The sequence below is a fragment of the Actinokineospora enzanensis DSM 44649 genome, assembly GCF_000374445.1.
In the GTDB taxonomy this organism is placed as follows: Bacteria; Actinomycetota; Actinomycetes; order Mycobacteriales; family Pseudonocardiaceae; genus Actinokineospora; species Actinokineospora enzanensis.
In genome coordinates, this window is the sequence record NZ_KB894416.1 from 85,041 (window position 1) to 108,718 (window position 23,678).

At 70.3% G+C, this 23,678-nt stretch carries 24 protein-coding genes, 1 pseudogene and 1 riboswitch; of the genes and pseudogenes, 10 read left to right on the forward strand and 15 right to left on the reverse strand.

The features are described from left to right. Positions 1-4 precede the first annotated feature (4 nt). Both C503_RS0117935 and gcvP read right to left on the reverse strand, forming a co-directional pair. Positions 5-832, reverse strand: coding sequence for an aldo/keto reductase (locus tag C503_RS0117935; RefSeq protein WP_018683602.1), 828 nt, complete (start codon positions 830-832; stop codon positions 5-7). A gap of 115 nt (positions 833-947) precedes the next feature. After that, positions 948-3,815, reverse strand: a complete 2,868-nt coding sequence (gene gcvP / locus C503_RS0117940; protein ID WP_018683603.1) for an aminomethyl-transferring glycine dehydrogenase — start codon at positions 3,813-3,815, stop codon at positions 948-950. Between the two features lie 155 nt (positions 3,816-3,970). Next, positions 3,971-4,063: riboswitch (glycine riboswitch) on the reverse strand. 227 nt (positions 4,064-4,290) lie between these two features. Here gcvP and C503_RS0117945 point away from each other — a divergent pair. Further along, complete coding sequence (locus tag C503_RS0117945) at positions 4,291-4,863, forward strand: hypothetical protein (protein WP_018683604.1); 573 nt, start codon at positions 4,291-4,293, stop codon at positions 4,861-4,863. Between the two features lie 283 nt (positions 4,864-5,146). After that, entirely contained in the window at positions 5,147-5,677 is a 531-nt protein-coding gene (locus C503_RS0117950) for a hypothetical protein (protein WP_156893294.1), read from the forward strand. Between the two features lie 177 nt (positions 5,678-5,854). Here C503_RS0117950 and C503_RS0117955 read toward each other — a convergent pair whose 3' ends face one another. The 8 genes and pseudogenes from C503_RS0117955 to C503_RS0117990 all read right to left on the reverse strand — a co-directional run. After that, positions 5,855-6,421 (reverse strand): MerR family transcriptional regulator, encoded by a 567-nt coding sequence (locus C503_RS0117955; RefSeq protein WP_018683606.1) that lies wholly within the window; start codon positions 6,419-6,421, stop codon positions 5,855-5,857. A 206-nt stretch (positions 6,422-6,627) separates the two neighbouring features. Next, positions 6,628-7,101 carry a bifunctional nuclease family protein gene (locus C503_RS0117960; protein WP_018683607.1) on the reverse strand — a complete coding sequence of 158 codons (474 nt, stop codon included), beginning with the start codon at positions 7,099-7,101 and terminating at the stop codon, positions 6,628-6,630. A gap of 255 nt (positions 7,102-7,356) precedes the next feature. Beyond that, positions 7,357-8,067, reverse strand: a complete 711-nt coding sequence (ftsR, locus tag C503_RS0117965; protein WP_018683608.1) for a transcriptional regulator FtsR — start codon at positions 8,065-8,067, stop codon at positions 7,357-7,359. A gap of 7 nt (positions 8,068-8,074) precedes the next feature. After that, the gene (gene garA / locus C503_RS0117970; RefSeq protein WP_018683609.1) at positions 8,075-8,527 is read right to left on the reverse strand and encodes a glycogen accumulation regulator GarA; all 453 of its coding nucleotides are present in this window, start codon (positions 8,525-8,527) and stop codon (positions 8,075-8,077) included. 132 nt (positions 8,528-8,659) lie between these two features. Then, on the reverse strand, positions 8,660-9,043 hold the full coding sequence (gene gcvH, locus C503_RS0117975; protein ID WP_156893308.1) for a glycine cleavage system protein GcvH: 384 nt from the start codon (positions 9,041-9,043) through the stop codon (positions 8,660-8,662). A 53-nt stretch (positions 9,044-9,096) separates the two neighbouring features. Beyond that, the gene (clsA, locus tag C503_RS0117980) at positions 9,097-9,696 is read right to left on the reverse strand and encodes a cardiolipin synthase ClsA (RefSeq protein ID WP_018683611.1); all 600 of its coding nucleotides are present in this window, start codon (positions 9,694-9,696) and stop codon (positions 9,097-9,099) included. 44 nt (positions 9,697-9,740) lie between these two features. Next, entirely contained in the window at positions 9,741-9,947 is a 207-nt protein-coding gene (locus tag C503_RS0117985; RefSeq protein WP_018683612.1) for a hypothetical protein, read from the reverse strand. Positions 9,948-10,116: 169 nt separating this feature from the next. Continuing rightward, positions 10,117-10,311: pseudogene (locus C503_RS0117990) on the reverse strand (protease); the annotation flags it as partial. 389 nt (positions 10,312-10,700) lie between these two features. Between C503_RS0117990 and C503_RS0117995 the strand changes: the two are divergent. From C503_RS0117995 to C503_RS0118005, 3 genes are all read left to right on the forward strand, one after another. Further along, entirely contained in the window at positions 10,701-12,044 is a 1,344-nt protein-coding gene (locus C503_RS0117995; protein ID WP_018683614.1) for an FAD-binding oxidoreductase, read from the forward strand. Positions 12,045-12,099: 55 nt separating this feature from the next. Further along, a complete protein-coding gene (locus C503_RS0118000; RefSeq protein ID WP_018683615.1) occupies positions 12,100-12,369 on the forward strand; it encodes a hypothetical protein in 270 nt (89 codons plus the stop codon). A 90-nt stretch (positions 12,370-12,459) separates the two neighbouring features. Beyond that, on the forward strand, positions 12,460-13,092 hold the full coding sequence (locus C503_RS0118005; protein ID WP_018683616.1) for a class I SAM-dependent methyltransferase: 633 nt from the start codon (positions 12,460-12,462) through the stop codon (positions 13,090-13,092). 206 nt (positions 13,093-13,298) lie between these two features. Here C503_RS0118005 and C503_RS0118010 read toward each other — a convergent pair whose 3' ends face one another. Continuing rightward, complete coding sequence (locus C503_RS0118010) at positions 13,299-15,002, reverse strand: AMP-binding protein (RefSeq protein ID WP_018683617.1); 1,704 nt, start codon at positions 15,000-15,002, stop codon at positions 13,299-13,301. A 193-nt stretch (positions 15,003-15,195) separates the two neighbouring features. Further along, a complete protein-coding gene (locus tag C503_RS0118015; protein WP_018683618.1) occupies positions 15,196-16,011 on the reverse strand; it encodes a crotonase/enoyl-CoA hydratase family protein in 816 nt (271 codons plus the stop codon). Positions 16,012-16,144: 133 nt separating this feature from the next. Between C503_RS0118015 and C503_RS46025 the strand changes: the two genes are divergently transcribed. The 3 genes from C503_RS46025 (at position 16,145) to C503_RS0118030 (ending at position 18,099) form a co-directional block, all read left to right on the forward strand. Then, a complete protein-coding gene (locus tag C503_RS46025; protein WP_018683619.1) occupies positions 16,145-16,303 on the forward strand; it encodes a hypothetical protein in 159 nt (52 codons plus the stop codon). Positions 16,304-16,447: 144 nt separating this feature from the next. Next, positions 16,448-16,891, forward strand: a complete 444-nt coding sequence (locus C503_RS0118025; RefSeq protein ID WP_018683620.1) for an ArsR/SmtB family transcription factor — start codon at positions 16,448-16,450, stop codon at positions 16,889-16,891. Beyond that, complete coding sequence (locus C503_RS0118030) at positions 16,888-18,099, forward strand: MFS transporter (RefSeq protein WP_018683621.1); 1,212 nt, start codon at positions 16,888-16,890, stop codon at positions 18,097-18,099. Before C503_RS0118025 ends, C503_RS0118030 begins: the two co-directional genes overlap by 4 nt. Positions 18,100-18,240: 141 nt before the next feature. Here C503_RS0118030 and C503_RS0118035 read toward each other — a convergent pair whose 3' ends face one another. Next, complete coding sequence (locus C503_RS0118035; RefSeq protein WP_156893295.1) at positions 18,241-18,738, reverse strand: MarR family winged helix-turn-helix transcriptional regulator; 498 nt, start codon at positions 18,736-18,738, stop codon at positions 18,241-18,243. Positions 18,739-18,828: 90 nt separating this feature from the next. On the opposite strand from C503_RS0118035, the gene C503_RS0118040 reads away from it, so the two are divergent. Together C503_RS0118040 and C503_RS0118045 are read left to right on the forward strand one after the other, a co-directional pair. After that, positions 18,829-19,482, forward strand: a complete 654-nt coding sequence (locus tag C503_RS0118040; protein WP_018683623.1) for an FMN-dependent NADH-azoreductase — start codon at positions 18,829-18,831, stop codon at positions 19,480-19,482. A 236-nt stretch (positions 19,483-19,718) separates the two neighbouring features. After that, entirely contained in the window at positions 19,719-20,858 is a 1,140-nt protein-coding gene (locus C503_RS0118045; protein WP_018683624.1) for a type I restriction endonuclease, read from the forward strand. 46 nt (positions 20,859-20,904) lie between these two features. Here C503_RS0118045 and C503_RS0118050 read toward each other — a convergent pair whose 3' ends face one another. Together C503_RS0118050 and uvrB are read right to left on the reverse strand one after the other, a co-directional pair. After that, a complete protein-coding gene (locus tag C503_RS0118050) occupies positions 20,905-21,381 on the reverse strand; it encodes an HAD domain-containing protein (protein ID WP_211222415.1) in 477 nt (158 codons plus the stop codon). Between the two features lie 84 nt (positions 21,382-21,465). Beyond that, entirely contained in the window at positions 21,466-23,655 is a 2,190-nt protein-coding gene (uvrB, locus tag C503_RS0118055; RefSeq protein WP_018683626.1) for an excinuclease ABC subunit UvrB, read from the reverse strand. Between the last annotated feature and the right edge of the window lie 23 nt (positions 23,656-23,678).

Consider the following 23,678-nt stretch of genomic DNA (forward strand, 5'->3'; position numbering starts at 1 on the left):
GACCTCACGGGTTGAAGATGTCCGGATCCGGCCCGACGCGCTTGCCGTTCTCCAAAGCCGCCAACACCGCCACATCCTCAGCGGACAGCTCGAAGTCGAACACATCGATGTTGGCCTGAATCCGCGCGGGCGTCACCGACTTCGGGATCACCACATTGCCCAGCTGCACATGCCAGCGCAGCAGAACCTGCGCCGGGCTCCTGCCGTGCTTCTCGGCGACCGCGGCCAGCGTCGCGTCGCCGAGGAGCTCGCCCTGGGCCAGCGGGCTCCACGCCTCGGTGGCGATGCCGTGCTCGGTGTGGAAAGCACGCAGTTCGGCCTGCGGCAGGTTCGGGTGCAGCTCGATCTGGTTCACCGCCGGGACCACGTCGGTCTCGGCGAGCAGGCGGCGCAGGTGCGGCACGTGGAAGTTGGACACGCCGATGGAGCGGGCCCGACCGTCGGCGCGGATCTTCTCGAACGCGCGCCAGGTGTCCACATAGGCGTCGCGGGCGGGCACCGGCCAGTGGATCAGGTACAGGTCGACGTACTCCAGGCCGAGCCGCTCCAGGCTCGCGTCGAACGCGCGCAGCGCCGAGTCGTGGCCCTGGTCGTGGTTCCACAGCTTGGTCGTCACGTAAAGCTGCTCGCGCGGCAGGCCGGACTCGGCGATCGCGATGCCGGCGCCGCGCTCGTTGCCGTAGATGGCGGCCGTGTCGATGCTGCGGTACCCGGCCGCCAGCGCGGTGCCCACGGCGGTGACCACCTCGTCGTCCGGCACCTGCCAGACGCCGAAGCCGAGCTGCGGGATGGTGTGGCCGTCGTTCAGCCGGATGCCCGGGACCTGCGCCATGGGGTGTTCCTTGTCTCGAACGGAGTACTCCAGGACAGCCAACACCGCCCCGGCGCGTTCTCTTCCCGGATGTGAGATTGCCCGCCCGGGATTCCCCGGACGGGCAACGCCGACCTCAGCTGTACGCCTCCATCGGCGGGCAGGAGCAGACCAGGTTCCGGTCGCCCTTGGCCCCGTCGATCCGGCGCACCGGCGGCCAGATCTTCGGCGCGGACGTCCCGGCCGGGAACACCGCCTCCTCGCGGCTGTACGGGTGGTCCCACTTGCCCGCGATGGACGCGGCCGTGTGCGGCGCGTTGGCCAGCGGGTTGTCCTCGCGCGGCCACTCCCCCGCCGCGACCCGGTCGATCTCGCCCCGGATTGCGATCATGGCCGCGCAGAACCGGTCCAGCTCGGCCAGGTCCTCGCTCTCCGTGGGCTCCACCATCAGCGTGCCCGCGACCGGGAACGACATGGTGGGCGCGTGCAGGCCGTAGTCGGCGAGCCGCTTGGCCACGTCGTCCACGGTCACGCCGGTGGCCTTGGTGATCGGCCGCAGGTCCAGGATGCACTCGTGCGCGACGAAGCCGCCCGCGCCGGTGTAGAGCACGGGGAAGTGCTCGTCGAGGCGGCGGGCGACGTAGTTGGCGGCGGCGACGGCGGTCAGGGTGGCGCGGCGCAGGCCGTCGGCGCCCATCATCCGCACGTACGCCCAGGAGATCGGCAGGATCGACGCGCTGCCCCAGGGTGCCGCGCTGATCGGACCGACGCCGGTGGCCGGGCCCGCGGCGGGCTGCAGTGGGTGGTTCGGCAGGAACGGCGCCAGGTGCGCGCGCACGCCGATCGGGCCGACGCCGGGGCCGCCGCCGCCGTGCGGGATGCAGAACGTCTTGTGCAGGTTCAGGTGCGACACGTCCGACCCGAACCTGCCGTAGCGGGCGAGTCCGATGAGGGCGTTGAGGTTGGCACCGTCCACATAGACCTGGCCGCCCGCGTCGTGCACCAGCCCGCACACCTCGCGCACGGTGTCCTCGTAGACGCCGTGCGTGGACGGGTAGGTGATCATGATCGCGGCCAGGTCGGCGGCGTGTTCGGCGACCTTGACGCGCAGGTCGGCCAGGTCGATGTTGCCGGAGTCGTCGCAGGCCACGACCACCACGCGCATGCCTGCCATGACCGCGCTCGCGGCGTTGGTGCCGTGCGCGCTGGACGGGATCAGGCACACGTCGCGCTCGCCGTGGCCCTGGGCGCGGTGGTAGGCGCGGATGGCCAGCAGGCCCGCGAACTCGCCCTGACTGCCCGCGTTCGGCTGGAGGCTGACCGCGTCGTAGCCGGTGAGCTTGGCCAGCCACTGCTCCAGGTCGGCGACGATGCGCAGGATGCCCCGGGCGTCCTCGGCGGGCGCGAACGGGTGCAGGTCGGCGAAGCCGGGCCAGGTGATCGGCTCCATCTCGGCGGTCGCGTTGAGCTTCATCGTGCACGAGCCGAGCGGGATCATGCTCCGGTCGAGCGCGACGTCCTTGTCCGAGAGCGAGCGCAGGTAACGGAGCAGGGCGGTCTCGGAGCGGTGCGTGCCGAAGACCGGGTGGGTGAGGTAGTCGGAGGTGCGCAGCAGGTCGGCGGGCAGCGCGTCCGGGGTCTCGGTGTCGAGTTCGTCGACGTCGCCGGAGACGCCGAACGCCTGCCAGACGGCGCGCAGGTGGGCGCGGGTGGTGGTCTCGTCGGTGGCGATGGCGACGTGGTCGCCGTCCTGGCGCAGGTTGACGCCCAGCTCGCGCGCGGCGGCCACGACCTCGGCGGCGCGGCCGGGCACGTGCGCGAGGACGGTGTCGAAGAACCCGTCCTCGACCACCTCGACCCCGCCCCGGCGCAGACCCTCGGCCAGCACGGCGGCCATCCGGTGGGTGCGGGTCGCGATCGAGCGCAGCCCGTCCGGCCCGTGGTAGACCGCGTACATCGAGGCGACGACGGCCAGCAGCACCTGCGCGGTGCAGATGTTCGAGGTGGCCTTCTCGCGGCGGATGTGCTGCTCACGGGTCTGCAACGCGAGCCGGTAGGCGGGCTTGCCGTCGGCGTCGACGCTCACCCCGACCAGCCTGCCCGGCAGCTGCCGCTCCAGGCCCTTGGCCACGGCCATGTAGCCTGCGTGCGGCCCGCCGAAGCCCATCGGCACGCCGAACCGCTGCGTGGTGCCCACGACCACGTCCGCGCCGATCTCGCCGGGCGCGCGCAGCAGCGTCAACGCCAGCAGGTCGGCGGCGACCGCGACCTTGGCGTCCCGGCCGTGCGCCGCGCGGATCAACTCGGCGTGGTCGCGCACGGCGCCACTCGTGCCCGGGTAGGCCAGCAGCACGCCGAAGAAGTCCTCGACCGGCAGCCCCTCGGCCAGGTCGGCGACCACGACCTCGATGCCCAGCGGCTCGGCGCGGGTCTCGATCACGGCGATGGTCTGCGGGAACGTGTCCGCGTCGACCACGAACCGGTTCGACTTGGACCGGCCCGCCCGGCGCAGCAGCGTCATCGCCTCGGCGGCCGCGGTGGACTCGTCCAGCATGGAGGCGTTGGCGGTCGGCAGGCCGGTCAGGTCGCCGACCATGGTCTGGAAGTTGAGCAGCGCCTCCAGGCGGCCCTGGCTGATCTCCGGCTGGTACGGGGTGTACGCGGTGTACCAGGCGGGGCTCTCCAGCACATTGCGGCGGATCACCGGCGGGGTGACCGTGCCGTGGTAGCCGAGGCCGATCATGGAGGTCAGCACCCGGTTGCGGCCCGCCAGCTCACGCAGCTCGGCCAGCGCCTCCACCTCGGTGGCGGGCGGCGGCAGCTCGATGGCCAGCCCGCTCTCCCGGATGGAGTCCGGCACCGCGTGCTCGGCCAGCTCCTCCAGCGACCCGACCCCGATCACGTCGAGGATCCGGGCCAGCTCGGCGGGCCGCGGGCCGACATGCCGGTCGGCGAAGGGGGTGCCGTGCTCCAGCGCGGCGAGCGGGATCCGGTCGGTCGTCATCGGGCGGGCTCTCCTCGGGCGGTCGGGCCGGACGCGTGTCCGCTGGGCCCTCCCCCTCTGTCCGTGCCCGCGGGCGCCTGAGAGCTTCGCCCGGCCCGGCCGGACTTGCACCTTCGGCGGGGCGCCCTTGTCGGTTGCCCGCTTTCCAGAGGCGTCTCACCAGCACGGTCCCTGTGCCTGAGAGGTTCCGGGGAGGAGTTGCTCCTTCGGCGCCGGCTCGGTGGTCCGGACTCTCCCGCGCTGGTTAGGCGACGCTCATCGAGTCTAACCCGAACGAGTTGTAACTCGATTGCGCGCGGGTCGAGGCGCGGGTGCGGTTCGCCTCCTGGACCGAGCCGCAGTGCCCCCGAGCCCTCGACACGCGGCTCCGCCGCCCCCTGACCGGCAGCGTTGACCCGCAGGTCAGGCCAGCTCCGCGGCGGTCGGGTCCGGTGGAGATGTCACCTCACCTCGACACCGCTGCGAGGATGGAAGAGTGAGGTGGTTCCGCAAGCGCGCGAGCAAGAACCCGTTCTGGGCACACAACGCCTGGATGGAGTCCCGAATGCGGGACACGGCAGTCTCCCTGCCACTGTTCGGCCTGGCAGGCTGGTCGGGCCTGCGAATGCCGGGATGGTGGACCTTCGCGGACGAGTGGCAACCGGAGACCGGCAGTCTCCGGCACGGGGATCCCAACGACCCCACCGCGAGGACCATCCTCGTCTGCACCACTCTGGGCGACCCGATACAAGCGGTCAGAAGTCTCCGATTCAGCCGTGCCACGGCGGGGATGCCCACCGATCGACAGGGCATGGCCGCCGCCCGGCGACTTGTCCTGGACGACGAGCCGTCGGGTTCCACCCGGATCACCGTGGCGGGACGCGCCATCGAGTCGCGACTGTGGACATACGCCGACTCGTGGCAGGCCTACTGCAGAATCGACGACTGCCACTCGCTTGTGCTGGATGCCTACCGTTTCGATCCTGCCGAGGTCGCGCTTGTCCGCGTACACGACTTCGAGGCGTGTCTGGCCGACCGCCGCGACTGGATCAGGGCCTACTACGAGTAGACCGGTCCCGAGAAGACCGCAAACAAGCATTGGGCGGCCTTGGCCAAATAAATACTTGGCAGACAACTCCCCAAGCTGAACCAGCAAAGACTATTCCATCAGGTCAAGTATTCGCCGTACCACTTTTGGGCCATTCGGCGTATTTTGCATCTCCCACCAGCGGGGTAATCTCCTTTTCGTACCAACTGGGGGTACCACGAGATCGACCATGCGTCCTCGCCGTCGTCGAGGGCTCTTTTGTCGTCGATATCGGACCCACTTTCTAATAGCCAAGGAGAGTGTCATGGTGCGAAGATTTGCGGTGATCCTGCTGGCCGCGTTGTCGGCGCTGCTGCTCGCGGGTGGGACCGCGCAGGCGGCCCCGACCACCGAGGAGCATGTCCCGGCAGGCGTTGCCGCGAAGGAACCGGCACTGCCGCTCAAGACCACGATCTACCTGCACTTCGAGCAGCGTCCAGATGGCTCGGTCGCCCAGGTGGCCTACCCCACCGGATGCGGGATCACCGTGACCATCTCCCGCTGGGCCAACACCATCGACAACGACACATTCACCAAGTGCTCGTTCGCGGTGGCAAGCATCCAGCACAACCTGAAGATCCAGCGCAGCCGCTGGTATGGCTGGGAGACCCTGCAAGACGTGACCAGCACCGTCACATTCAACTCGGACTACAAGTTCAACCACATCAGCTACGACTGCGGCGGTACCGGAATCCACGACTTCCGCATCATCGGTTCCGGCCAGGTGATTCCTTACGGCCAGCCGGTCACCACTGCTGCCGCTTACGACCAGCTGGACAACCAGAACTGCGGCTGACGTCGTTCTCTCGTGCGCGGACGCGTCACGACCCGCCATCGAGATTCTGACCGACCACCCGAGATCTCCCACGACCGGCCGAGCGGGGCGACCCGCTCGGCCGGTTCTCGTCTCAGGCCAGGCACCCCGGACAGAACGCCGAGCAGCAAACCCCCCAGCGACGTGATCGGCCCCGGCTCAGCCCACGTTGCGGGCCTTCCGGCGCTGGGTCAGCTCGTCCTCCACCGCCTGCGGGATCTCCACCCCGTCCGCCCGCTCGGCCGGGAACTCGTGGATCGTCCCACTGATCTCCCGGATCGCCCCGCTGACCGCGATCCCGAACACCCCCTGTCCGCCCTGGAGCAGGTCGACGACCTCCTCCGGCGACGTGCACTCGTACACCGTCACGCCGTCGCTGAACAGGGTGATGCGGGCCAGGTCGCGCACCCCGCGTTGCCGGAGGTGGTCGACCGCGACCCGGATGTTCTGCAGTGACACCCCGGTGTCCAGGAGGCGTTTGACCACCTTCAGCACCAGGACGTCCTTGAACGAGTAGAGCCGCTGCGAGCCCGACCCGTGGGCGCTGCGGACCGTGGGGACGACCAGGTCGGTGCGCGCCCAGTAGTCGAGCTGCCGGTAGGTGATGCCTGCGATCTGGCACGCGGCGGGACCCCGGTAGCCGACGAGCTCGTCGGGCAGTGAGGCGTCCGGGAACAGTTCGCCCTGCTCTCCCGCGTCAGCCCCGACGGGACCTTCCTCGAACACGCCTGCCTCCCCTCGTCCGGCCGCCCATGGCCGGCGAAAACGAGACCGCCCGCTCCACCCTGGGGAACCGTCGGCCGAGCGGGAACCGCCCGACGGCCCCCCGGTGCGGTGTACCGGAGGTGGGTTCGGGCGCGATCCGCTCGTCCCTGACGGTAAGACGGGGGCGCGGGGAGGTCAACGCGACGCGCGGGGGACCGCGCAGTCCGCTACGTGTCCGCGCCGCGGAAGTCCTCCGGGGAGACCGAGTCCAGGAACTCCCGGAACTTCTCGACCTCGTCCTCCTGCTCGTCCGGGATGATCAGCCCGGCCTCCTGCAGCACGGCGTCCTCGGCGTGGATCGGCACACCCACGCGCAGCGCCAGGGCGACCGAGTCGCTCGGCCGGGCGGAGACGCGGACGTCGCCGTCGAAGACCAGCTCGGCGAAGAAGGTGCCCTCGCGCAGGTCGGTGATCCGGACCTGCTCCAGCTCCCGGCCGAGCGCGCCGATCACGTCCTTGAGCAGGTCGTGGGTGAGCGGTCGGGCAGGTCGCACCCCCTGTTGCTCCAGCGCGATCGCCGTGGCCTCGACCGAGCCGATCCAGATCGGCAGGTACCGTTCGCCCTCGGTCTCGCGCAGCAACAAGATCGGCTGGTTGCCGGGCAACTCCACCCGGACACCCACGACGCGCATCTCGCTCATCGGGCTCGCCTCCCTCCGCTCGCTGGGGCATCGGCGTCCCGCGGTCCCATCAGGCCCTGTCCCATCAAGCTGTGTCCATCAAGCCGTGTCCATCAAGGCTTGTCCGCCAAGCCCTGTCCGTCAGACCTGACCGTCAAGCCCCGGTCCCATCGAGGATCGCTCATCGCCAACTTCGACGCTACCCGCCATCCGGCCCCCACGCCCGCCTATCTCACCGTGATCACGCCACCCGGGACAACACCTGGCGGGGCGAAACTATTTCCCGGTCACGCGCCGCAGCCCGACGTTCACCAGCAGCGAATGCAGTGTGACCGTCAGCCCGGACAGCTCCCGCGCCAGCTCGTCGGCCCGCGCCCGCGCCGCCGGGTCGCGCTGCCGGTACATCGGCGCCACCACCTGCTCCACCAGCCCGACCTCGCGGTCGGCCGCGGCCAGGAAGGCGCGCAGGTGGCGGGGTTCGATGCCGTACTCGGACAGCGCCGCGGCGGTCTTGACCACGCCGAACGCGTCCGCGTCGAACCAGCCGTCGGCCTCGGCCCTGACCAGCCCGTACTGCTCAAGGTCGGCCAGCAGATCCGCGTCCGCGCCCGCCCGCGCGAGCAGGTCGGCGCGCGGCATCCGGGCCGGGACCGGCTCGGCCCGCGCGGGCGTCGGCACCGCGGCGAGGCCCCGGGTCGGGCGGTCGAACGCCTCCGGCGGTGGGCCGCCCGCCCGGTCCAGCTGCTCCTTGATCACCTTCAGCGGCAGGTAGTGGTCGCGCTGCGCCGCCAGCACGAAGCGCAGCCGCGCCACGTCCGCCTCGGTGAACCGCCGGTAGCCCGACGGCGTGCGATCCGGGCTGACCAGCCCCTCCGCCTCCAGGAAGCGGATCTTGGAGATGGTCATGTCCGGGAAGTCCGGCCGCAGGCGCGACAGGACCGCGCCGATGCTCAGCCCGGCACGCTCGGGCCCACCGGCCGCCGTCACGACCGCCCTAGGCCCCCATGCCGGGGCCGGTGAGGAACACCAGGCGGAACTTGCCGATCTGCACCTCGTCGCCGCCGTTGAGCACGGCCTGGTCGACCGGCTCGCGGTTGACGTAGGTGCCGTTGAGGCTGCCCACGTCGATCACCACGAACTCGCCGCCCTCGCGGCGGAACTCCGCGTGCCGCCGGGAGACGGTGACGTCGTCGAGGAAGATGTCGCTGTCCGGGTGCCTGCCCGCGCTGGTCGTGTCCCGGTCCAGCAGGAAGCGGGAGCCCGCGTTGGGGCCGCGCTTGACCACCAGCAGGGCCGAACCGGCCGGAAGGGCGTCGACACCCGCGGTCGCGGGTTCGGGGGCCGGGGGAGGAACCTCGCCGCCCTCGGTGAGGAAGTCGGCCCGGAAGACCGAAGTCCGCTCCGGAGACTGCTCCGGCGGGACGCCGGGCCCGTCGTTCGTGCTCACCTGAGCTCTCCTCCTGCTGGTCAGTTCGGCTGAACAGTTGCCAACGTACCGTGCGCGATCAGGCGCCGGGTCGGTGGTACCCCCTCGCGGGAGCGGTCCCCCACCCGGTCGGTCAAGATCGTCGCATGACCTTCACGACCGGGTGACCACCTGGTAGGCGTCGGCGTCCAGCAGCGCCTCCACCGCGTCCGGGTCGTCCAGCCGGATCTCCACCAGCCAACCCTCGCCGTACGGGTCGGAGTTGACCAGGTCGGGCTCGACGTCCACGGCGACGTTGACGGCCACCACCTCGCCGCCGACCGGGGCGACGACCTCGGCGGTGGCGCCGTCGGCGGCGACCGAGCCGAGCGCGGCACCCGCGGCCACCCGGTCGCCGAGCTCGGGCAGCCGCACCGACACCAGGTCGCCCAGCTCGTCCTGGCCGTCCTCGGTGATGCCGACCCGGACGACGTCGTCGTCCCTGGTCGCGACCCAGACGTGGTCCTCGGTATAGCGCAGTTCCTCGGGAATCACCAGACGCCCTCTTTTCGGGACAGGGACCGCCGAAACGTGAAACGGTGCTGCGGAGCTTAAACGCTCACCGCGGGCGGCAGGCGCAGCGCCGCCCGGGTCTGCACCACGTACAGCAGCCCCGACCACAGGAACAGCAGGCCACCCCAGACCACGAAGGCGTAGGCCACCGGTCGGACCACGGCGGCGAAGTCGGAACCGCCCTGCGCCACCAGGAGCATGGGGAAGGCGTACATCAGGTTGAAGGTCGCGGCCTTGCCGACGTAGGTGACCTCGGGCGGGGCGAACCCGTTCCGGCGCAGCACGAGCAGGCAGACGGCGACCACCACGTCCCGACCCACCAACAGCGCGGCGACCCACCACGGGACGATGTCGCGCAGCACGAAGGCGATGATGGTGACCAGCGTGTAGAGCCGGTCGGCGGCGGGATCGAGCAGCGCGCCCAGCCTGCTGGTCTGGTCCAGCCAGCGGGCGATCTTGCCGTCCAGCCAGTCGCTCAGGCCGCTGAACGCGAGCACGGCCAGCGCCCAGCCGTCGGCCTTGGGCCACAGCAGCAGGTACAGGAACAGCGGCACGCCTGCGAGGCGCAACATGCTCAACAGGTTCGGGATCGTCCACACCCGATCCGGGAGCTGCCCTTCCCGCACGACTTCGGCCATGCGGGAAGGGTAGACGCGGGCGGTGGGAGCGTTCGCGGCGCGGGTCAGCCGGTGCGCGTGTGCGTCCAGCCCTGGCGTTCGAGGGCGGTCGCGGACAACGCGGTCGGCCTGCCGAAAGCATCGAAACCGACCCAGCGGGCGCCCCCGCCGGAGTACTCCAGCACGTAGGCGTGCCCCTGGCTCCACACGACGCTGCACGGCGCGGTGGGCAACGCTGCCCCGGCTTGCTGAGAAATCGTCTCGGCACTCATGGGTCTCACCTCCTGCCCCGGACGTCGGCATCACGGCGGGGGTCGTTAGCGCATTTCGCCCCCTATACCGATGCGATTCCGGTAGGAGCTAACAACCGAAGTGCTCCCGAGGGGCGGCGCAGGAGGTGGGCAGGTCATCGGTTTCACGACTGGTGATGAGCTGATTACCGGATGTGTCGATCACGACCTTGTCGACCGGGAACAGGTCACCCTGGTCGAGGTGGTTGAACGCCTGCACCTGGCCTGGTTCGGTGGAGCCGAGCACTGGCCTGCCGCCCGCCTGCCACGGCTCGGTCAACTCCACCTGTTCGGTGCCCTCCGGTGCCACCAGGAAAGCGATCCCGCGGTCGGTGAGCGCTGCCATCTCTGATTCCTTCCCGTCGACTACCCCATCCGAGTTCCCGATGCGACGGATTTCAATCACCCTCCGCACCTGTCGACGGGGTTGTCCACAAGAGCCCCGAATCCACAGCCCTGGCCGCGCTGGAACCGGATGGGACCGGGCCTCGTGGGGAGACAAGGGTGGCGGCGGTCTGGCCGTAGACGTGTTCCCGCTCGTCGACTGCACTGTCCATATCGGACTCGACGAGGGCCGGTTTCCCGGTCTGGCAAGGGTTTCACCGTGAAGAAGGCGAGCTGTGATCTCGCCGAGGAGTTCGCCGTCCGGAACAGGCGCCAGACTCGTTGGGAGTCACCGGAACAGGATGACGGTTCCGGGATAGCGTGGAACGGGATGGAACGAGGAGGCACGCGGTGGGATTGGCGGAACGGCTGGGCGAGGTCGTCGGGCGGGCGCATGTGCTCACCGATCCCGAGGTCGTCGCCGGGTACGCGACCGACTGGACCGGGCGGTTCTCCGGGAACGCCCGGCTGGTGGTGCGTCCGGCGGATCGGGACCAGGTCGCCGAGGTGTTGCGGATCTGCCGGGAGATCGGTGTGCCGGTCGTGCCGCAGGGTGGAAACACGGGGCTGGTCGGTGGCGGTGTTCCGCGCGACGGCGAGGTCGTGCTGAGTCTCACGCGGTTGACCGGGTTGGGGGCGGTCGACCCGGTCACTCGACAGGTCACGGTGGGCGCGGGGGTGACCTTGGCCGCGCTGACCGCGCACGCGATGTCGGCCGGGCTCGATTTCGCGGTCGACATCGCCTCGCGGGACAGCGCGACCGTGGGTGGGTTGGTGGCCACCAACGCGGGCGGGTTGCGGGTGTTGCGGTGGGGGTCGATGCGCGAGCAGGTCGTGGGCGTCGAGGCGGTGTTGGCCGACGGGCAGGTGGTCGGGAACCTGGGTGGGCTGCCCAAGGACAGCACCGGGTACGACCTGGCGGGCGCCCTGGTCGGCAGCGAGGGCACCCTGGCGGTGATCACGGCCGTCCGCCTGCGTCTGATCCCCGCGTTCACGCACCGCGCCACCGCGACGCTGGCGTTCGATCGCACCGAGGATGCCGTGACCGCGGTGGCCGCATTGCGCGCGCTCCCGTCGCTCACTTCCGCCGAGATCTTCTACGACGACGGACTGCGTCTGGTGTGCGCGCACCGTCGGATCGCTCCGCCCTTCCCGGCCGCGCACCCCGTGTACTTGCTCGTCGAATGCACCGACAACGAGGACCCGACCGACGCCCTGGGCGACCTTGTCGCCGACCTCCCCGCCCTGCGCGACTCGGCCCTCGCCATCGACGAGGCGTCCCGGCGCACCCTGTGGACCCACCGCGAGGCCCACGCCGAGGCCATCAACACCCTCGGCCCACCCCTCAAACTGGACGTCGGCGTCCCACCCGCCGAAGCGGCCGCCTTCGAACGCGACGTGCGCGCGTTGATCCCGGAAACCGCGACGCTGGTGTTGTTCGGCCACCTCGCCGAGGGCAACTTCCACGTCAATGTGGTCGGTGCGCCGGACGAGGAAGCCCTCACCGACGCCATCCTCCGCGCGACTGCCACTCGCGGCGGAACGATTTCGGCCGAACACGGAATCGGCACAGCGAAGGCTCCTTGGCTCCCGCTGACCCGATCGCTCGCTGAACGCACCCTCTACCACTCGATCAAACACGCGTGGGACCCCGACAACCTCCTCAACCCCGGCGTCCTGCTCACCGCCGAGTAACAGCCCGCACACGCCCGGCGACACAGAAGGGTCACCCAGCGACGGGAGCCCACCGATGGAAGAACCCGCACACTCGGACCTGCGCCACATCACCAGCGACTTCGAAGCCGGAATAGCCCCTCGGGAAGTACAGCTGTGGGAAGACCTCATCAAGGAGGCGCCCGACCAGCAGGCCGCGCAGACCCAGATCCTCTACCACCAGTTGCTGCAACTGCGGACGATCAAACTCATTCTCATCTGGACCCTGGTCATCCTGCCGCTCGTCGTCGGCATCGGCCTGTTCCTCCTCGGCAAGGCCGCCGACTCGACCCCCTCCTGGCGCTGACACCCGCCCTGCTTCCCGACCCGACCGACCGGCCTTGCCGGTTCGGCAACAAAGTTCGCCAAGGTGGCCAGGGCGGCGCATCATTCGGGGGTGACTGATACTTCTTCGCAGAGTCCCGCCGAGTTCTGGGAGAGCTTCTACCAGGAGCGGGAGCAGGTGTGGTCCGGCAACGTCAACGGGTTGCTGGTGCGGGAGGTCGCCGACGAGGCGCCCGGGAGTGCGCTCGATCTGGGGTGTGCTGAGGGTGGGGACGCGATCTGGTTGGCGGAACGCGGGTGGCGGGTGACCGCTGTGGACATCTCCGAGACGGCGTTGGGGCGGGCGGCGAAGCGGGCCACCGAGGTCGGGGCCGAAGTGGACTGGCGGCGGGTGGATCTCGGGGAGTCCTTTCCGGACGGTGAGTTCGACCTCGTGTTCGCCGCCTACTTCCACTCCCCGGTCGAGCGTGCGGGCGAGCGCGCCGGGGCGTTGCGGCGGGCCGCGCAGGCCGTGAGGTCGGGCGGGGTGTTGCTGGTCATCGGGCATGCCGGGTGGCCGTCGTGGATCACCGAGCCCGCGCATGAGCATCGGTTCCCGACGACGGCGGACGTTCTTCAGGAGATCGGGCAGGCGGATGGCGGCTGGCGCGTGGAGACCGAGGAGGTCGTCGAGAGTCCGATGAAGGGGCCGGACGGGCAGGACGCCAGCCGGGTCGACAACGTGGTCAAGGTGCGGCGGGTCTAGGCGCTGTCCGGTAAGTCTGGTGCGCGGGATCCGTGATCCGCGCGGTCTCTGGGCGTGCGGGCGGGAAGCCGCACGTACCGGGTTGTACTTGGGCTTTCCGCCCGTGCGGCCACTGGCCGCACGGGCGCGGATAGCGCGTGCCGGACTTGCAGGACAGCGCCTAGCGGCCTGAACCGGGAGGTCGAGCCTCAGCCGCCATCGAGCGGTCAGCGCAGGTCGGGGAAGTCCGTGTCCGCGTACTCACCCGAGACCGCGGCGGGGCCCGCGTGAATCTCGTTCTCGCGGCAGCGCAGTTCGACGCGGCGGATCTTGCCGGAGATCGTCTTGGGCAGGTCGGCGAACTCCAGGCGGCGGATTCGCTTGTAGGGGGCCAGGTTCTCGCGGGCGAACGCCAGGATGGACCGGGCGGTGTCGGCGGTCGGCTCGTGTCCGGCCGCCAGCACCACGTACGCCTTGGGCACCGCCAGCCGGACCGGGTCCGGGGACGGGACGACGGCGGCCTCGGCGACGGCCGGGTGTTCGATGAGGACGCTCTCCAGCTCGAACGGGGAGATGCGGTAGTCCGACGCCTTGAACACGTCGTCGGCGCGGCCCACGTAGGTGATGTAGCCGTCCGCGTCGCGGGAGCCGACGTCGCCGGTGTGGTAGTGGCCGTCGCGCATGACCTCGGTGGTGCGGTCGGGGTCGTCGGCGTAGCCCACCATGACCCCCACCGGGTCGCCTGCGAGGGCCACGCCGATCTCGCCCTCGTCGGCGGTCTCGCCGGTGACCGGGTCGACCAGGTTGACGGTGAAGCCGGGCAGCGGCCTGCCCATCGACCCGGGTTTCACCGGCTGACCGGGCGTGTTGGCGACCAGCACGCTCGTCTCGGTCTGGCCGAAACCGTCCCGGATCGTCACGCCCCAGGCGCGGGAGACCTGTTCGATCACCTCGGGGTTGAGCGGCTCCCCCGCGCCGACGACCTTCGTCGGCGGGGTGGCGAGCCTGGTGAGGTCGGACTGGATCAGCATCCGCCACACCGTGGGCGGGGCACAGAAGCTCGTGACGCCACAGCGATCCATTTCGGACATGAGCGCGGCCGGGTCGAAGCGGGTGTAGTTGTGGATGAACACCGTGGCCTCCGCGTTCCACGGTGCGAAGACGTTGCTCCAGGCGTGTTTCGCCCAGCCGGGCGAGGAGATGTTGAGGTGGACGTCGCCGGGGCGCAGGCCGATCCAGTACATCGTGGACAGATGACCGACCGGGTAGGACACATGCGTGTGGCCGACCAGTTTCGGGCGAGCGGTGGTGCCGGAGGTGAAGTAGAGCAGTAGCGGGTCGGTGGCCTTGGTCGGACCGTCCGGTGCGTACTCGGCCGAGGCGCCTTCGGTGTCCGCATAGGACAACCAGCCGTCCACGGTGCCACCGACGGCGACGCGGGTGTAGTCGCCGGGGACGTCGGCGAACTTGGGTGCGTCCACCGCTCGGGCCACCACGTGCCGGGCCGCGCCGCGATCGACGCGGTCGCGCAGGTCGGCGGGGGCGAGCAGGGTGGACGCCGGGATGATCACCGCGCCGAGCTTGATCGCGGCCAGGATGGTCTCCCACAGCTCGCCCTGGTTGCCGAGCATGAGGATCACCCGGTCGCCGCGCCGCACACCCTGGTCCCGCAGCCAGCACGCGACCTGGTTCGAGCGGCGGGACAGCTCGGCGAAGGTCCACTTCCGCTCGCCGCCATCCTCCTCCACGATCCACAACGCGACCCGCTCGGCGGTCGGCGGCTCGGCGGCGATCACGTCGAACCAGTCCAGCGCCCAGTTGAAGGTGTCGAACCGGGGCCATTCGAAGTCCGCGTAGGCGCGCCGGTAGTCGTCGCCGTGCTCGATCAGGAAATCCCGAGCCGCCCGAAACGCTGTGGTCGCCTCGCCCACGCCGCCACCTCCGCACACCGACACCGCTGTCCGCCCCGAAGCCTGCCCCAGCCGGGTCTCCCCCGCCAAGCCCCTGCCGGTCGGGCCCCGGCCCACCGGTCGGTGCCCGTGGTCGCCATCGGGTTGCGGGGCAAGCCTTTGCCCCGATGCCTCGCGCGGCGGCACAAGGGGCGGCCGCAGGCCCGGGTGGCGATCACTGGCCGGTGAAACGGGGTGGGCGGCGTTCCAGGAAAGCCTGGACCGCCTCACCCAGGTCCTTGCTGGGCAGGAACGCCGCGTTCCACGTCGACACGTAGCGCAGGGCGTCGGCGACGCGGGGTTCGCGGGCGTGGTCGAGCACGTCCTTGGTGCCCTGCACGACCAGTGGCGGGTTGGCGGCGATCTCCGCGGCCAGCTCTCGGGCCGCGGCGAGCACGTCCGGGACGATGTCGTTCACCAGTCCGATGCGCGCCGCCCGGTCCGCGTCGATGTCCTTGCCGGTGAAGGCCAGCTCGCGCAGGTGCCCCTCGCCGATGACGCCCGCCAGCCGCTGGAGGCTGCCCAGGTCGGCGACGATGGCGACCCGGACCTCGCGCAGGCTGAACCTCGCGTCGGCGCTCGCCAGCCGGATGTCGGCGGCGGCGATGACGTCCAGACCACCGCCGACGCACCAGCCGCCGACGGCGGCGATCACCGGCTTGCGGCAGGCGGCGACGGACGACACGGCGGCCTGCAGGGCGCGGATCTCGCGCAGGAAGTCGGTGCGCGGCGCGGCAAGTGCGGTGCCGTCCAGCAGGCCCGCCCAGGAACCCATCATCGCGGGCAGGTCGAGGCCGTAGGAGAAGTTCGCGCCAGAGCCGGTCAGCACGACGGCGCGGACCTCGGGGTCGGCGTCCAGGCCCGCGAAGACCAGCGGCAGCTCACGCCAGAAGTCGGGGCCCATGGCATTGCCCTTGCCGGGACCGAGCAGGGTCACCTCCGCCACGTGACCGGTGATCTCGACCCGCAGGGACACCAGCTCGTCGGTCATGGCGCCAGTATTACCCATGGGTAGCCGCCGTCGACCACCGCCCGGTTCCCCCGATCGTGGGACCTCCCGAATGACCGGGACGGAGCGGACACCGGGGTAGGTTCCTCCCCAGCCGGGTAGCGAGGGAGGCCAGATGGCGAACCAGAACGTGATGTCCACGCCGATCTTCGACGAGTTGCTGCGCGAGATGACCGAGGGCACCGCGTCCCTGGACGAGCCCGTGGAGCCCGCGGAGGCCACCCCGCCCAAGCCGCCCGCGCCGGGCGGCAGGCGGCGTGCCCGGTCGAGCTGAGCAGGCGCGCGACCGTACGGCGTTAGGCCAACCGCAGCATAGGCATTTGACACGGTTGGTCCGCGTTCAGAAACTCGCTGTATGAACATGGGGGATTCACGCTCGACCTTGCACGGGATGCGCGCGCTCGCGCATCCCCTTCGAATGCGCATCCTGTCCCTGGTCACCGAACGCGCGATGAGCGCGGCCGAGGTGGCCAGGGAGCTCGGCGACAGTCAACCGAACATCAGCTACCACCTGCGCAAGCTGGCGGACGCGGGGCTGGTGGGGATCGTCGAGGAGGTGGCGATCCGCGGCGGGATCGCCAAGCGGTACCGGCACGACCCGCCCGCGGTCGCCGCGCCGCGCGGCCCGGAGGAGGACGCCCTGCTGGCCAGGGCGCTCGCCGCCGGGCTGGGCAGCACACCGCCGGGCACCCCCGAGGTGGCCAGCGCGGAGCTGTGGATCGACCAGGAGGTCTGGGAGAACCTGGTCGCCGACGTCCGTGATCTCAACTCGCGACTGCGCGACGCCGCGCAGCCGCCGCGCACACCCGGCACGGTGCGGGTGAGCACGACGATCTCGGCGTTCGAGCTGGACGGCGTGTGAGCCGGTCGGCCGGGATGCTCGCCCCGCTGCGGGAGCCGATGTTCCGCAGGCTGGCGCTGGGCCGGGTCACCACCTATCTCGGCAACGCCGTCGCCCCGGTGGCGCTGGCGTTCGCCGTGCTCGACCTCACCGGGTCGGTGGTGGCCCTCGGCCTGGTCGTCGGCGCGCGGTCGGTGGCGAACGTGGCACTGCTCCTGGTGGGCGGCATCCTGGCCGACCGACTCCCGCGCGGGGTGATCCTGTCCGGGGCCAGCCTCGCCGCGGCCGCCTCCCAGGCGGCCACGGCGCTGGCTGTGCTCCTCGGGTTCGCCTCGGTCCCGCTGTTGGTGGTGTTGAGCGTGGTCAACGGCGCGGTCTCGGCCGCGTCGTTGCCCGCGGCCTCCGCGCTCACCCCGCAGACCGTGCCGCCGACGATGATCCGGCAGGCGAACGCGGTGGCACGGATGGGCACGAACACGGCGCTGATCGTGGGCTCGTCACTGGGCGGCATGCTCACCGCGATGACCCGGCCCGGCTGGGCGATGGCGGCCACCGCGGTCGTGTTCGCGCTGGCCGCGCACTGGTACGCGCGGGTGCACGCGCCCGAGATCGACATCGACGCGCCCACCCGGCCGCTGGCCGACCTGCGCGAGGGCTGGACCGAGTTCTCCTCGCGCACCTGGCTGTGGTCGATCGTGGTGGTGTTCATGGTCGTGAACGCCGCCGTGGTGGGCGGCACGCAGGTACTCGGGCCGTCGATCGCGGACGGCTCGTTCGGGCGGATGGCGTGGGGGTTCATCCTCGGCGCGCAGACCGTCGGCGGGCTGGTCGGCGGGGTGCTGGCGAGCCGGTGGCAGCCTCGTCGGGCGTTGTGGTTCGGCACGGTGGCGGTCTCGGTGGAGGCGGTGCCGTTGCTGTTGTTGGCGCATGTCCCGGTGGTGGTGCCGTTGTTGGTGGCGAACTTCGTCGGTGGGGTCGCGATCGAGCAGTTCGCGGTCGCCTGGGACGTTTCGCTACAGGAGAACGTGCCCGCGGACAAGCTCGCGCGGGTGTACTCGTATGACGCGGTGGGCTCGTTCGCGGCCATCCCGATCGGGGAGATCGCCACGGGGCCGGTCGCCGGTGTGTTCGGCACGGCGGCGACGTTGACCGGGCTGGCGGTGCTGGTGGCCGTGGCGACCGGTGTGGCGGCGCTGGTGCCGAGCATTCGCGGGCTCACCCGGGGCTAGATCAACACTGCCGGAACGAGTCCTCACCCGCAGGCGACGTTGTCGGAATACCCGGGTCGGCACGTTTCGTCCGTTTGGGCAGGGCGGCAGCACAACCCGACGACCAGGTCGCCGGACGCGTAGGTCCGGGTGTCGGCCGCACTAGCAGACTTCGCCGTCGTGCAGGCGGGCCGCGGCGTCCTGGACCACCGCGCAGGCCGAGTGGGTGCCGTCGTCCTGCCAGGTGGCGAGTTTCCTGAGCAGGTCGCGCAGTGTGTCGCGTTCGGCGGCGCTGAGCGGGCTGAGCACCCATTCCTCGGCCTGGCGCAGTTCCTCGGCCGTCTCGGCGTGTCGGGCGCGGCCCGCGTCGGTGGCGAACAGCAGGCGGGCGCGGCGATCGGCCGGATCGGGCTTGCGTTCGACGAGACCGGAGCGTTCCAGGTCGTCGATGAGGTAGGTCATCACGGTCTTGTCGATGCCGAGCCGGTGCGCGAGCGTCTGCTGGCTGCACTGCTCACCCTCGATGGCGGTGGTGAGCACTTGGAAGCCACGCGGCCCGCCGGGCAGGCCGGACAGCACCCGGTCGGCGGCGCGCAGGTAGCCGCGGAACACCGCACCCAGCGCCCACCCCAGATCGGCGGCGACGGCGGGTGTGGTCACGGCCTCATCGTACGACACGGGACTGGACAGTCGGCTGATCTGTGAGCAAGATAGTCTGTATTGCAGACGATCTGATTTCGGGAGGAATTCATGGCCCTGCTCCGCGTCGACAGCAGCATCCGGGTGACCGACTCGGTCAGCCGAGCGCTCGCCGACACCGTCACCACGTCCTGGCTCGACACCCACCCCGCGGGCGACGTCGTCCGCCGCGACCTGGGCACCGACCCGGTCCCCGCGTCCGCCTGGTCCGACTCGTTGCAGGCCGCGGCCACACCCGAGGCCGACCGGACACCGGACCAGCGGGCGGCGCTCGCGCTGGCGGGGACCGTCGGGGACGAGGTGCTGGCGGCGGACTCGGTGCTGATCGCCACGTCGCTGTACAACTTCGGGGTCTCGCAGCACCTGAAGACGTGGATCGACCTGCTGCTCACGCACCCGGAGTTCGCGCCCGGGAAGCAGCCGCTGGCAGGCAAGCCGGTGGCGTTCACGATCGCGCGGGGTGGGGGCTATGGGCCCGGGACGCCGCGCGAGGGGTGGGATCACGCGACGCCGTGGCTGGTGCGGATCTTCCAGGATGTACTGGGGGGCGAGGTGACCGTGGTGGCGGCGGAGCTGACGTTGGCCGAGGTGAACCCGGCGATGGCGGAGCTGGTCCCGTTGGCGAAACAGTCGGCGGTGGACGCGCACGAACGGGCGGCGGGCACGGGCCGCGCCCTCGCCGAACGCACCACGGCGGCCGCGTGAGGGACGGGGTCGCGGGGTGAGCATCCGCGCCTCACTCCGCGACCCGCGGGCGAAGTCAAGAGGGAACTCGTATTCCCGACGATTTTCCACCAGTCGAGGTAAATCGGGACCGAACGCGCGATATGGCGGTAACGCCCCGACACAACGGCTCGATCTACGGCGCACGAACGGATCGAGGAACGACGTCAGGGCACGGGCCGGGCGAACCTCGAATGCGTGGAAATGGGGCGTTCGCCATGGAGATCGCGGACCGGGCCCAGGCACTGGCCCTGAAGATCCGGAAGCACAAGGCCGGAATCGAGACCGAGGAGGCGACCAAGAACGCCTTTGTGATGCCGTTCATCAGCATGGTGCTCGGTTACGACGTGTTCAACCCGGACGAGGTCATCCCCGAGTTCACCGCGGACGTCGGCACCAAGCGCGGCGAGAAGATCGACTACGCCATCGTCCACAACGGACAGGTGCAGGTGCTGGTCGAGGCCAAGAAGGTCAACGACCCGCTGACCCTGGAGGGCGCGTCGCAGCTGTACCGGTACTTCGCGGTGACGAACGCGCGGATCGCGGTCCTGACCAATGGCGAGGTGTACCGGTTCTACACCGATCTGGACGCGCCGAACCGGATGGACTCGAAACCGTTCCTGGTGCTGGACTTCGCCGACATCGATCCGACCCTGCTCCCCGAACTGGCGAAGCTGACCAAGGAGTCGTTCGACCTGGACTCGGTGATCAGCGCGGCGGGCGAGCTGAAGTACATCGGGCAGTTGAAGCGCGAGCTGGCGTCGTTGTTCAAGGACCCGTCCGACGGTTGGGTGCGGTTCCTGACCACCCGGGTCTACGAGGGGTCGTTCACCCAGCGAATCCGCGAGCAATTCGGTCCGTTGGTCGAGAAGGCGATGCACCAGTTCCTCAACGAGCAGGTCAACGACCGGCTCAAAAGCGCCCTGGGTGGACCGGGCTCCTATGTCAGCATCTCCGCGCCCGCTGCCGCCGAGCAGGCCGAACTGGCCGAGGCGGCAGGCGACGACGGGGACCAGGCGCAGGCGGTCGGTGACATCGAGACGACCGAGGAGGAGCTGGAGGGGTACCGGATCGTGCGGGCCATCGCGTGCAGCGAGGTGGCGAGCACCCGGGTGGTCGGTCGGGACGGGAAAACGTACTTCGCGGTGTTGTTGGATGACAACAACCGCAAGCCGATCGCCCGGCTCTGGCTCAACCGGTCGAAGAAGTACCTCGGCGTGTTCGACGAGAACAAGACCGAGACGCGGGTGCCGTTGAACTCGCTGGAGGACATCTACCTGCACGCCGAGCACCTGCGGCGAACCGTCTCCCGGTATTTGCGGCCGGTTCCGGTCGAGGCAGTCGAACAACCCGCCTGACCCGGCACGTGCGGCGTCGGCTCACCGGAGTGAGCCGGTGCGGCGATCAGGCTGGGTTGGTGGCCCGGAGCCATTCGGCGAGAATGGTGAAGTCGGCGGGGGTGAGGCCACGGCTGGGGTCGACGGGGTGGAGGAGGGCCTGCGTCGGGTGGTGTCTTGATACCCAGGTGCGGTCCAGGGCGGTGATCTCGTCGTCGAGCCAGATGAACGGGCGGGTGGCCGCGGTTCGGGCCAGGGTTCTGGTTTTCCAGTGCAGCAGGTCCTGGTCCAGCGAGTCCGGGAAGTCGACCACGGGAAGCCGGGGTAGGCCGAGGGCCGGGGAGAGGATCTCGTTGGCCTCGTGCATCCAGGTGGTCGCCCACATCAGGTCGCAGGGCAGGGCCAGGAGGCGGGCGCCGTGGGTGGGGTCGAGTCCGGCCAGTAGCGGGTTCGCCGGGGGTGGGGAGGCGGGGCGGGTGTCGGTGGGGCCGAAGGGTAAGAGGGTTCCGTCGATGTCGAGGAACAGCAGCGGGCGTTCCGGCACGGACACACGATAGCCACCCACGGACGGACGGCCGTATGGCGCTTTCGGTGTCCCGAGGCGAGAATGCCCCGGGACACCGATGGGTCAGCTGATGCCCGCGGCGTCCATGCCGCGGAGTTCTCGCTTCAGGTCGTGGATTTCGTCGCGGAGGCGGGCGGCCAGTTCGAACTGGAGGTCGCGGGCGGCGTTCATCATCTGGTCGGTGAGCTGCTGCACCAGGTCCGCGAGTTCCGCGCGCGGCATGGACTTCACGTCGCGTTCGCCGACGATGCCCGCGCTGCGGGTGTTGCCGGGTTCGCCGGTGGCGCGCTTGCCGCGGGAGGCGTTGCGGCCGGAGCCGCCGATCGGGACCGGTTCGTCGTCCTCGGCCTCGGTGTAGACGCGGTCGAGGATGTCGGCGATCTTCTTGCGCAGCGGCTGCGGGTCGAGGCCGCGTTCCTCGTTGTAGGCGGTCTGCTTGGCCCGGCGGCGGTCCGTCTCCTCGATGGCGTTGCGCATCGAGTCGGTGATCTTGTCGGCGTACATGTGGACCTGGCCGGAGACGTTGCGGGCGGCGCGGCCGATGGTCTGGATCAGCGACGTCGTGCTGCGCAGGAAGCCCTCCTTGTCCGCGTCCAGGATCGCGACCAGGGACACCTCGGGCAGGTCGAGGCCCTCGCGCAGCAGGTTGATGCCGACCAGCACGTCGAACTCGCCGATGCGCAGCTGGCGCAGCAGCTCGACGCGGCGCAGGGTGTCGACCTCCGAGTGCAGGTAGCGGACGCGGATGCCCAGCTCCAGCAGGTAGTCGGTGAGGTCCTCGGCCATCTTCTTGGTCAGCGTGGTGACCAGGACGCGCTCATCGCGCTCGGCGCGGACGCGGATCTCGTGCACCAGGTCGTCGATCTGGCCCTCGGTCGGTTTGATCACCACCTCCGGGTCGATCAGGCCGGTCGGGCGGATGACCTGCTCGACGAACTCGCCGCCCGCCTGGCCCAGCTCGTACGGGCCGGGGGTGGCCGACAGGTAGATCGTCTGGCCGATCCGCTGGGTGAACTCCTCCCAGGTCAGCGGGCGGTTGTCGACCGCGCTCGGCAGCCGGAAGCCGTGCTCGACCAGGTTGCGCTTGCGGGACATGTCGCCCTCGAACATGCCGCCGATCTGCGGGACGGTGTTGTGCGACTCGTCGATGACCAGCAGGAAGTCGTCCGGGAAGTAGTCGATCAGGGTGGCGGGCGCGGTCCCGGCGGCGCGGCCGTCGATGTGCCGGGAGTAGTTCTCGATGCCGGAGCAGAAGCCGACCTGGCGCATCATCTCGATGTCGTAGGCGGTGCGCATGCGCAGCCGCTGGGCCTCCAGCAGCTTGCCGTGCTTGTCCAGCTCGGCCAGCCGCTCCTCCAGCTCCCGCTCGATGCCGCCGATGGCCCGCTCCATCCGGTCCGGGCCGGCGACGTAGTGGGTGGCCGGGAAGATGCGCAGCTCGTCGCACTCGCGGACGATGTCGCCGGTAAGCGGGTGCAGGTAGTACAGCTTGTCGATCTCGTCGCCGAAGAACTCGACCCGGATGGCCAGCTCCTCGTACGCCGGGATGATCTCCACGGTGTCGCCGCGGACGCGGAAGGTGCCGCGGGCGAAAGCGATGTCGTTGCGGGTGTACTGCACGTCGACCAGCGCGCGCAGGAACAGGTCGCGGTCGAGCTCGGCACCGACCTTGAGCCCGATCGAGCGGTCCAGATAGGACTGCGGGGTGCCCAGGCCGTAGATGCAGGACACCGAGGCCACCACGATCACGTCGCGGCGGGAGAGCAGGCTCATGGTGGCCGAGTGGCGCAGCCGCTCCACGTCGTCGTTGATCGACGAGTCCTTCTCGATGTAGGTGTCGGTCTGCGGGATGTAGGCCTCTGGCTGGTAGTAGTCGTAGTAGCTGACGAAGTACTCGACCGCGTTGTCCGGGAAGAACCCGCGCAGCTCGTTGGCCAGCTGGGCGGCCAGGGTCTTGTTCGGCGCCATCACCAGCGTCGGCCGCTGCACCCGCTCGATCAGCCAGGCCGTGGTGGCCGACTTGCCGGTGCCGGTGGCGCCGAGCAGCACGACGTCCTGCTCGCCTGCCCGGACCCGCCGCTCCAGCTCCTCGATGGCGGCGGGCTGGTCGCCCGCGGGCTGGTAGTCGGCGGCCATGCGGAACTTCCCGTCGGCGCGCGGGATGTCGCTGACGGGGCGGTGCTCGGAGTGCGCGAGGACCCGCTTCTCGGCGGCCACGCGCTTCTTCTCGGACTTCTCGGTCGGGAACGCCACGCCACGAGGCTACGCCCCACCAC

Excerpts from the sequence above, each read along its gene's own strand:
- C503_RS0117935 (WP_018683602.1), bottom strand. The coding sequence starts at position 832 with ATGGCGCAGGTCCCGGGCATCCGGCTGAACGACGGCCACACCATCCCG.
- gcvP (WP_018683603.1), bottom strand. The coding sequence starts at position 3,815 with ATGACGACCGACCGGATCCCGCTCGCCGCGCTGGAGCACGGCACCCCC.
- C503_RS0117950 (WP_156893294.1), top strand. The coding sequence starts at position 5,147 with ATGGTGCGAAGATTTGCGGTGATCCTGCTGGCCGCGTTGTCGGCGCTG.
- C503_RS0117960 (WP_018683607.1), bottom strand. The coding sequence starts at position 7,101 with ATGAGCGAGATGCGCGTCGTGGGTGTCCGGGTGGAGTTGCCCGGCAAC.
- clsA (WP_018683611.1), bottom strand. The coding sequence starts at position 9,696 with ATGGCCGAAGTCGTGCGGGAAGGGCAGCTCCCGGATCGGGTGTGGACG.
- C503_RS0117985 (WP_018683612.1), bottom strand. The coding sequence starts at position 9,947 with ATGAGTGCCGAGACGATTTCTCAGCAAGCCGGGGCAGCGTTGCCCACC.
- C503_RS0118000 (WP_018683615.1), top strand. The coding sequence starts at position 12,100 with ATGGAAGAACCCGCACACTCGGACCTGCGCCACATCACCAGCGACTTC.
- C503_RS0118015 (WP_018683618.1), bottom strand. The coding sequence starts at position 16,011 with ATGACCGACGAGCTGGTGTCCCTGCGGGTCGAGATCACCGGTCACGTG.
- C503_RS46025 (WP_018683619.1), top strand. The coding sequence starts at position 16,145 with ATGGCGAACCAGAACGTGATGTCCACGCCGATCTTCGACGAGTTGCTG.
- C503_RS0118025 (WP_018683620.1), top strand. The coding sequence starts at position 16,448 with ATGCGCATCCTGTCCCTGGTCACCGAACGCGCGATGAGCGCGGCCGAG.
- C503_RS0118040 (WP_018683623.1), top strand. The coding sequence starts at position 18,829 with ATGGCCCTGCTCCGCGTCGACAGCAGCATCCGGGTGACCGACTCGGTC.
- C503_RS0118045 (WP_018683624.1), top strand. The coding sequence starts at position 19,719 with ATGGAGATCGCGGACCGGGCCCAGGCACTGGCCCTGAAGATCCGGAAG.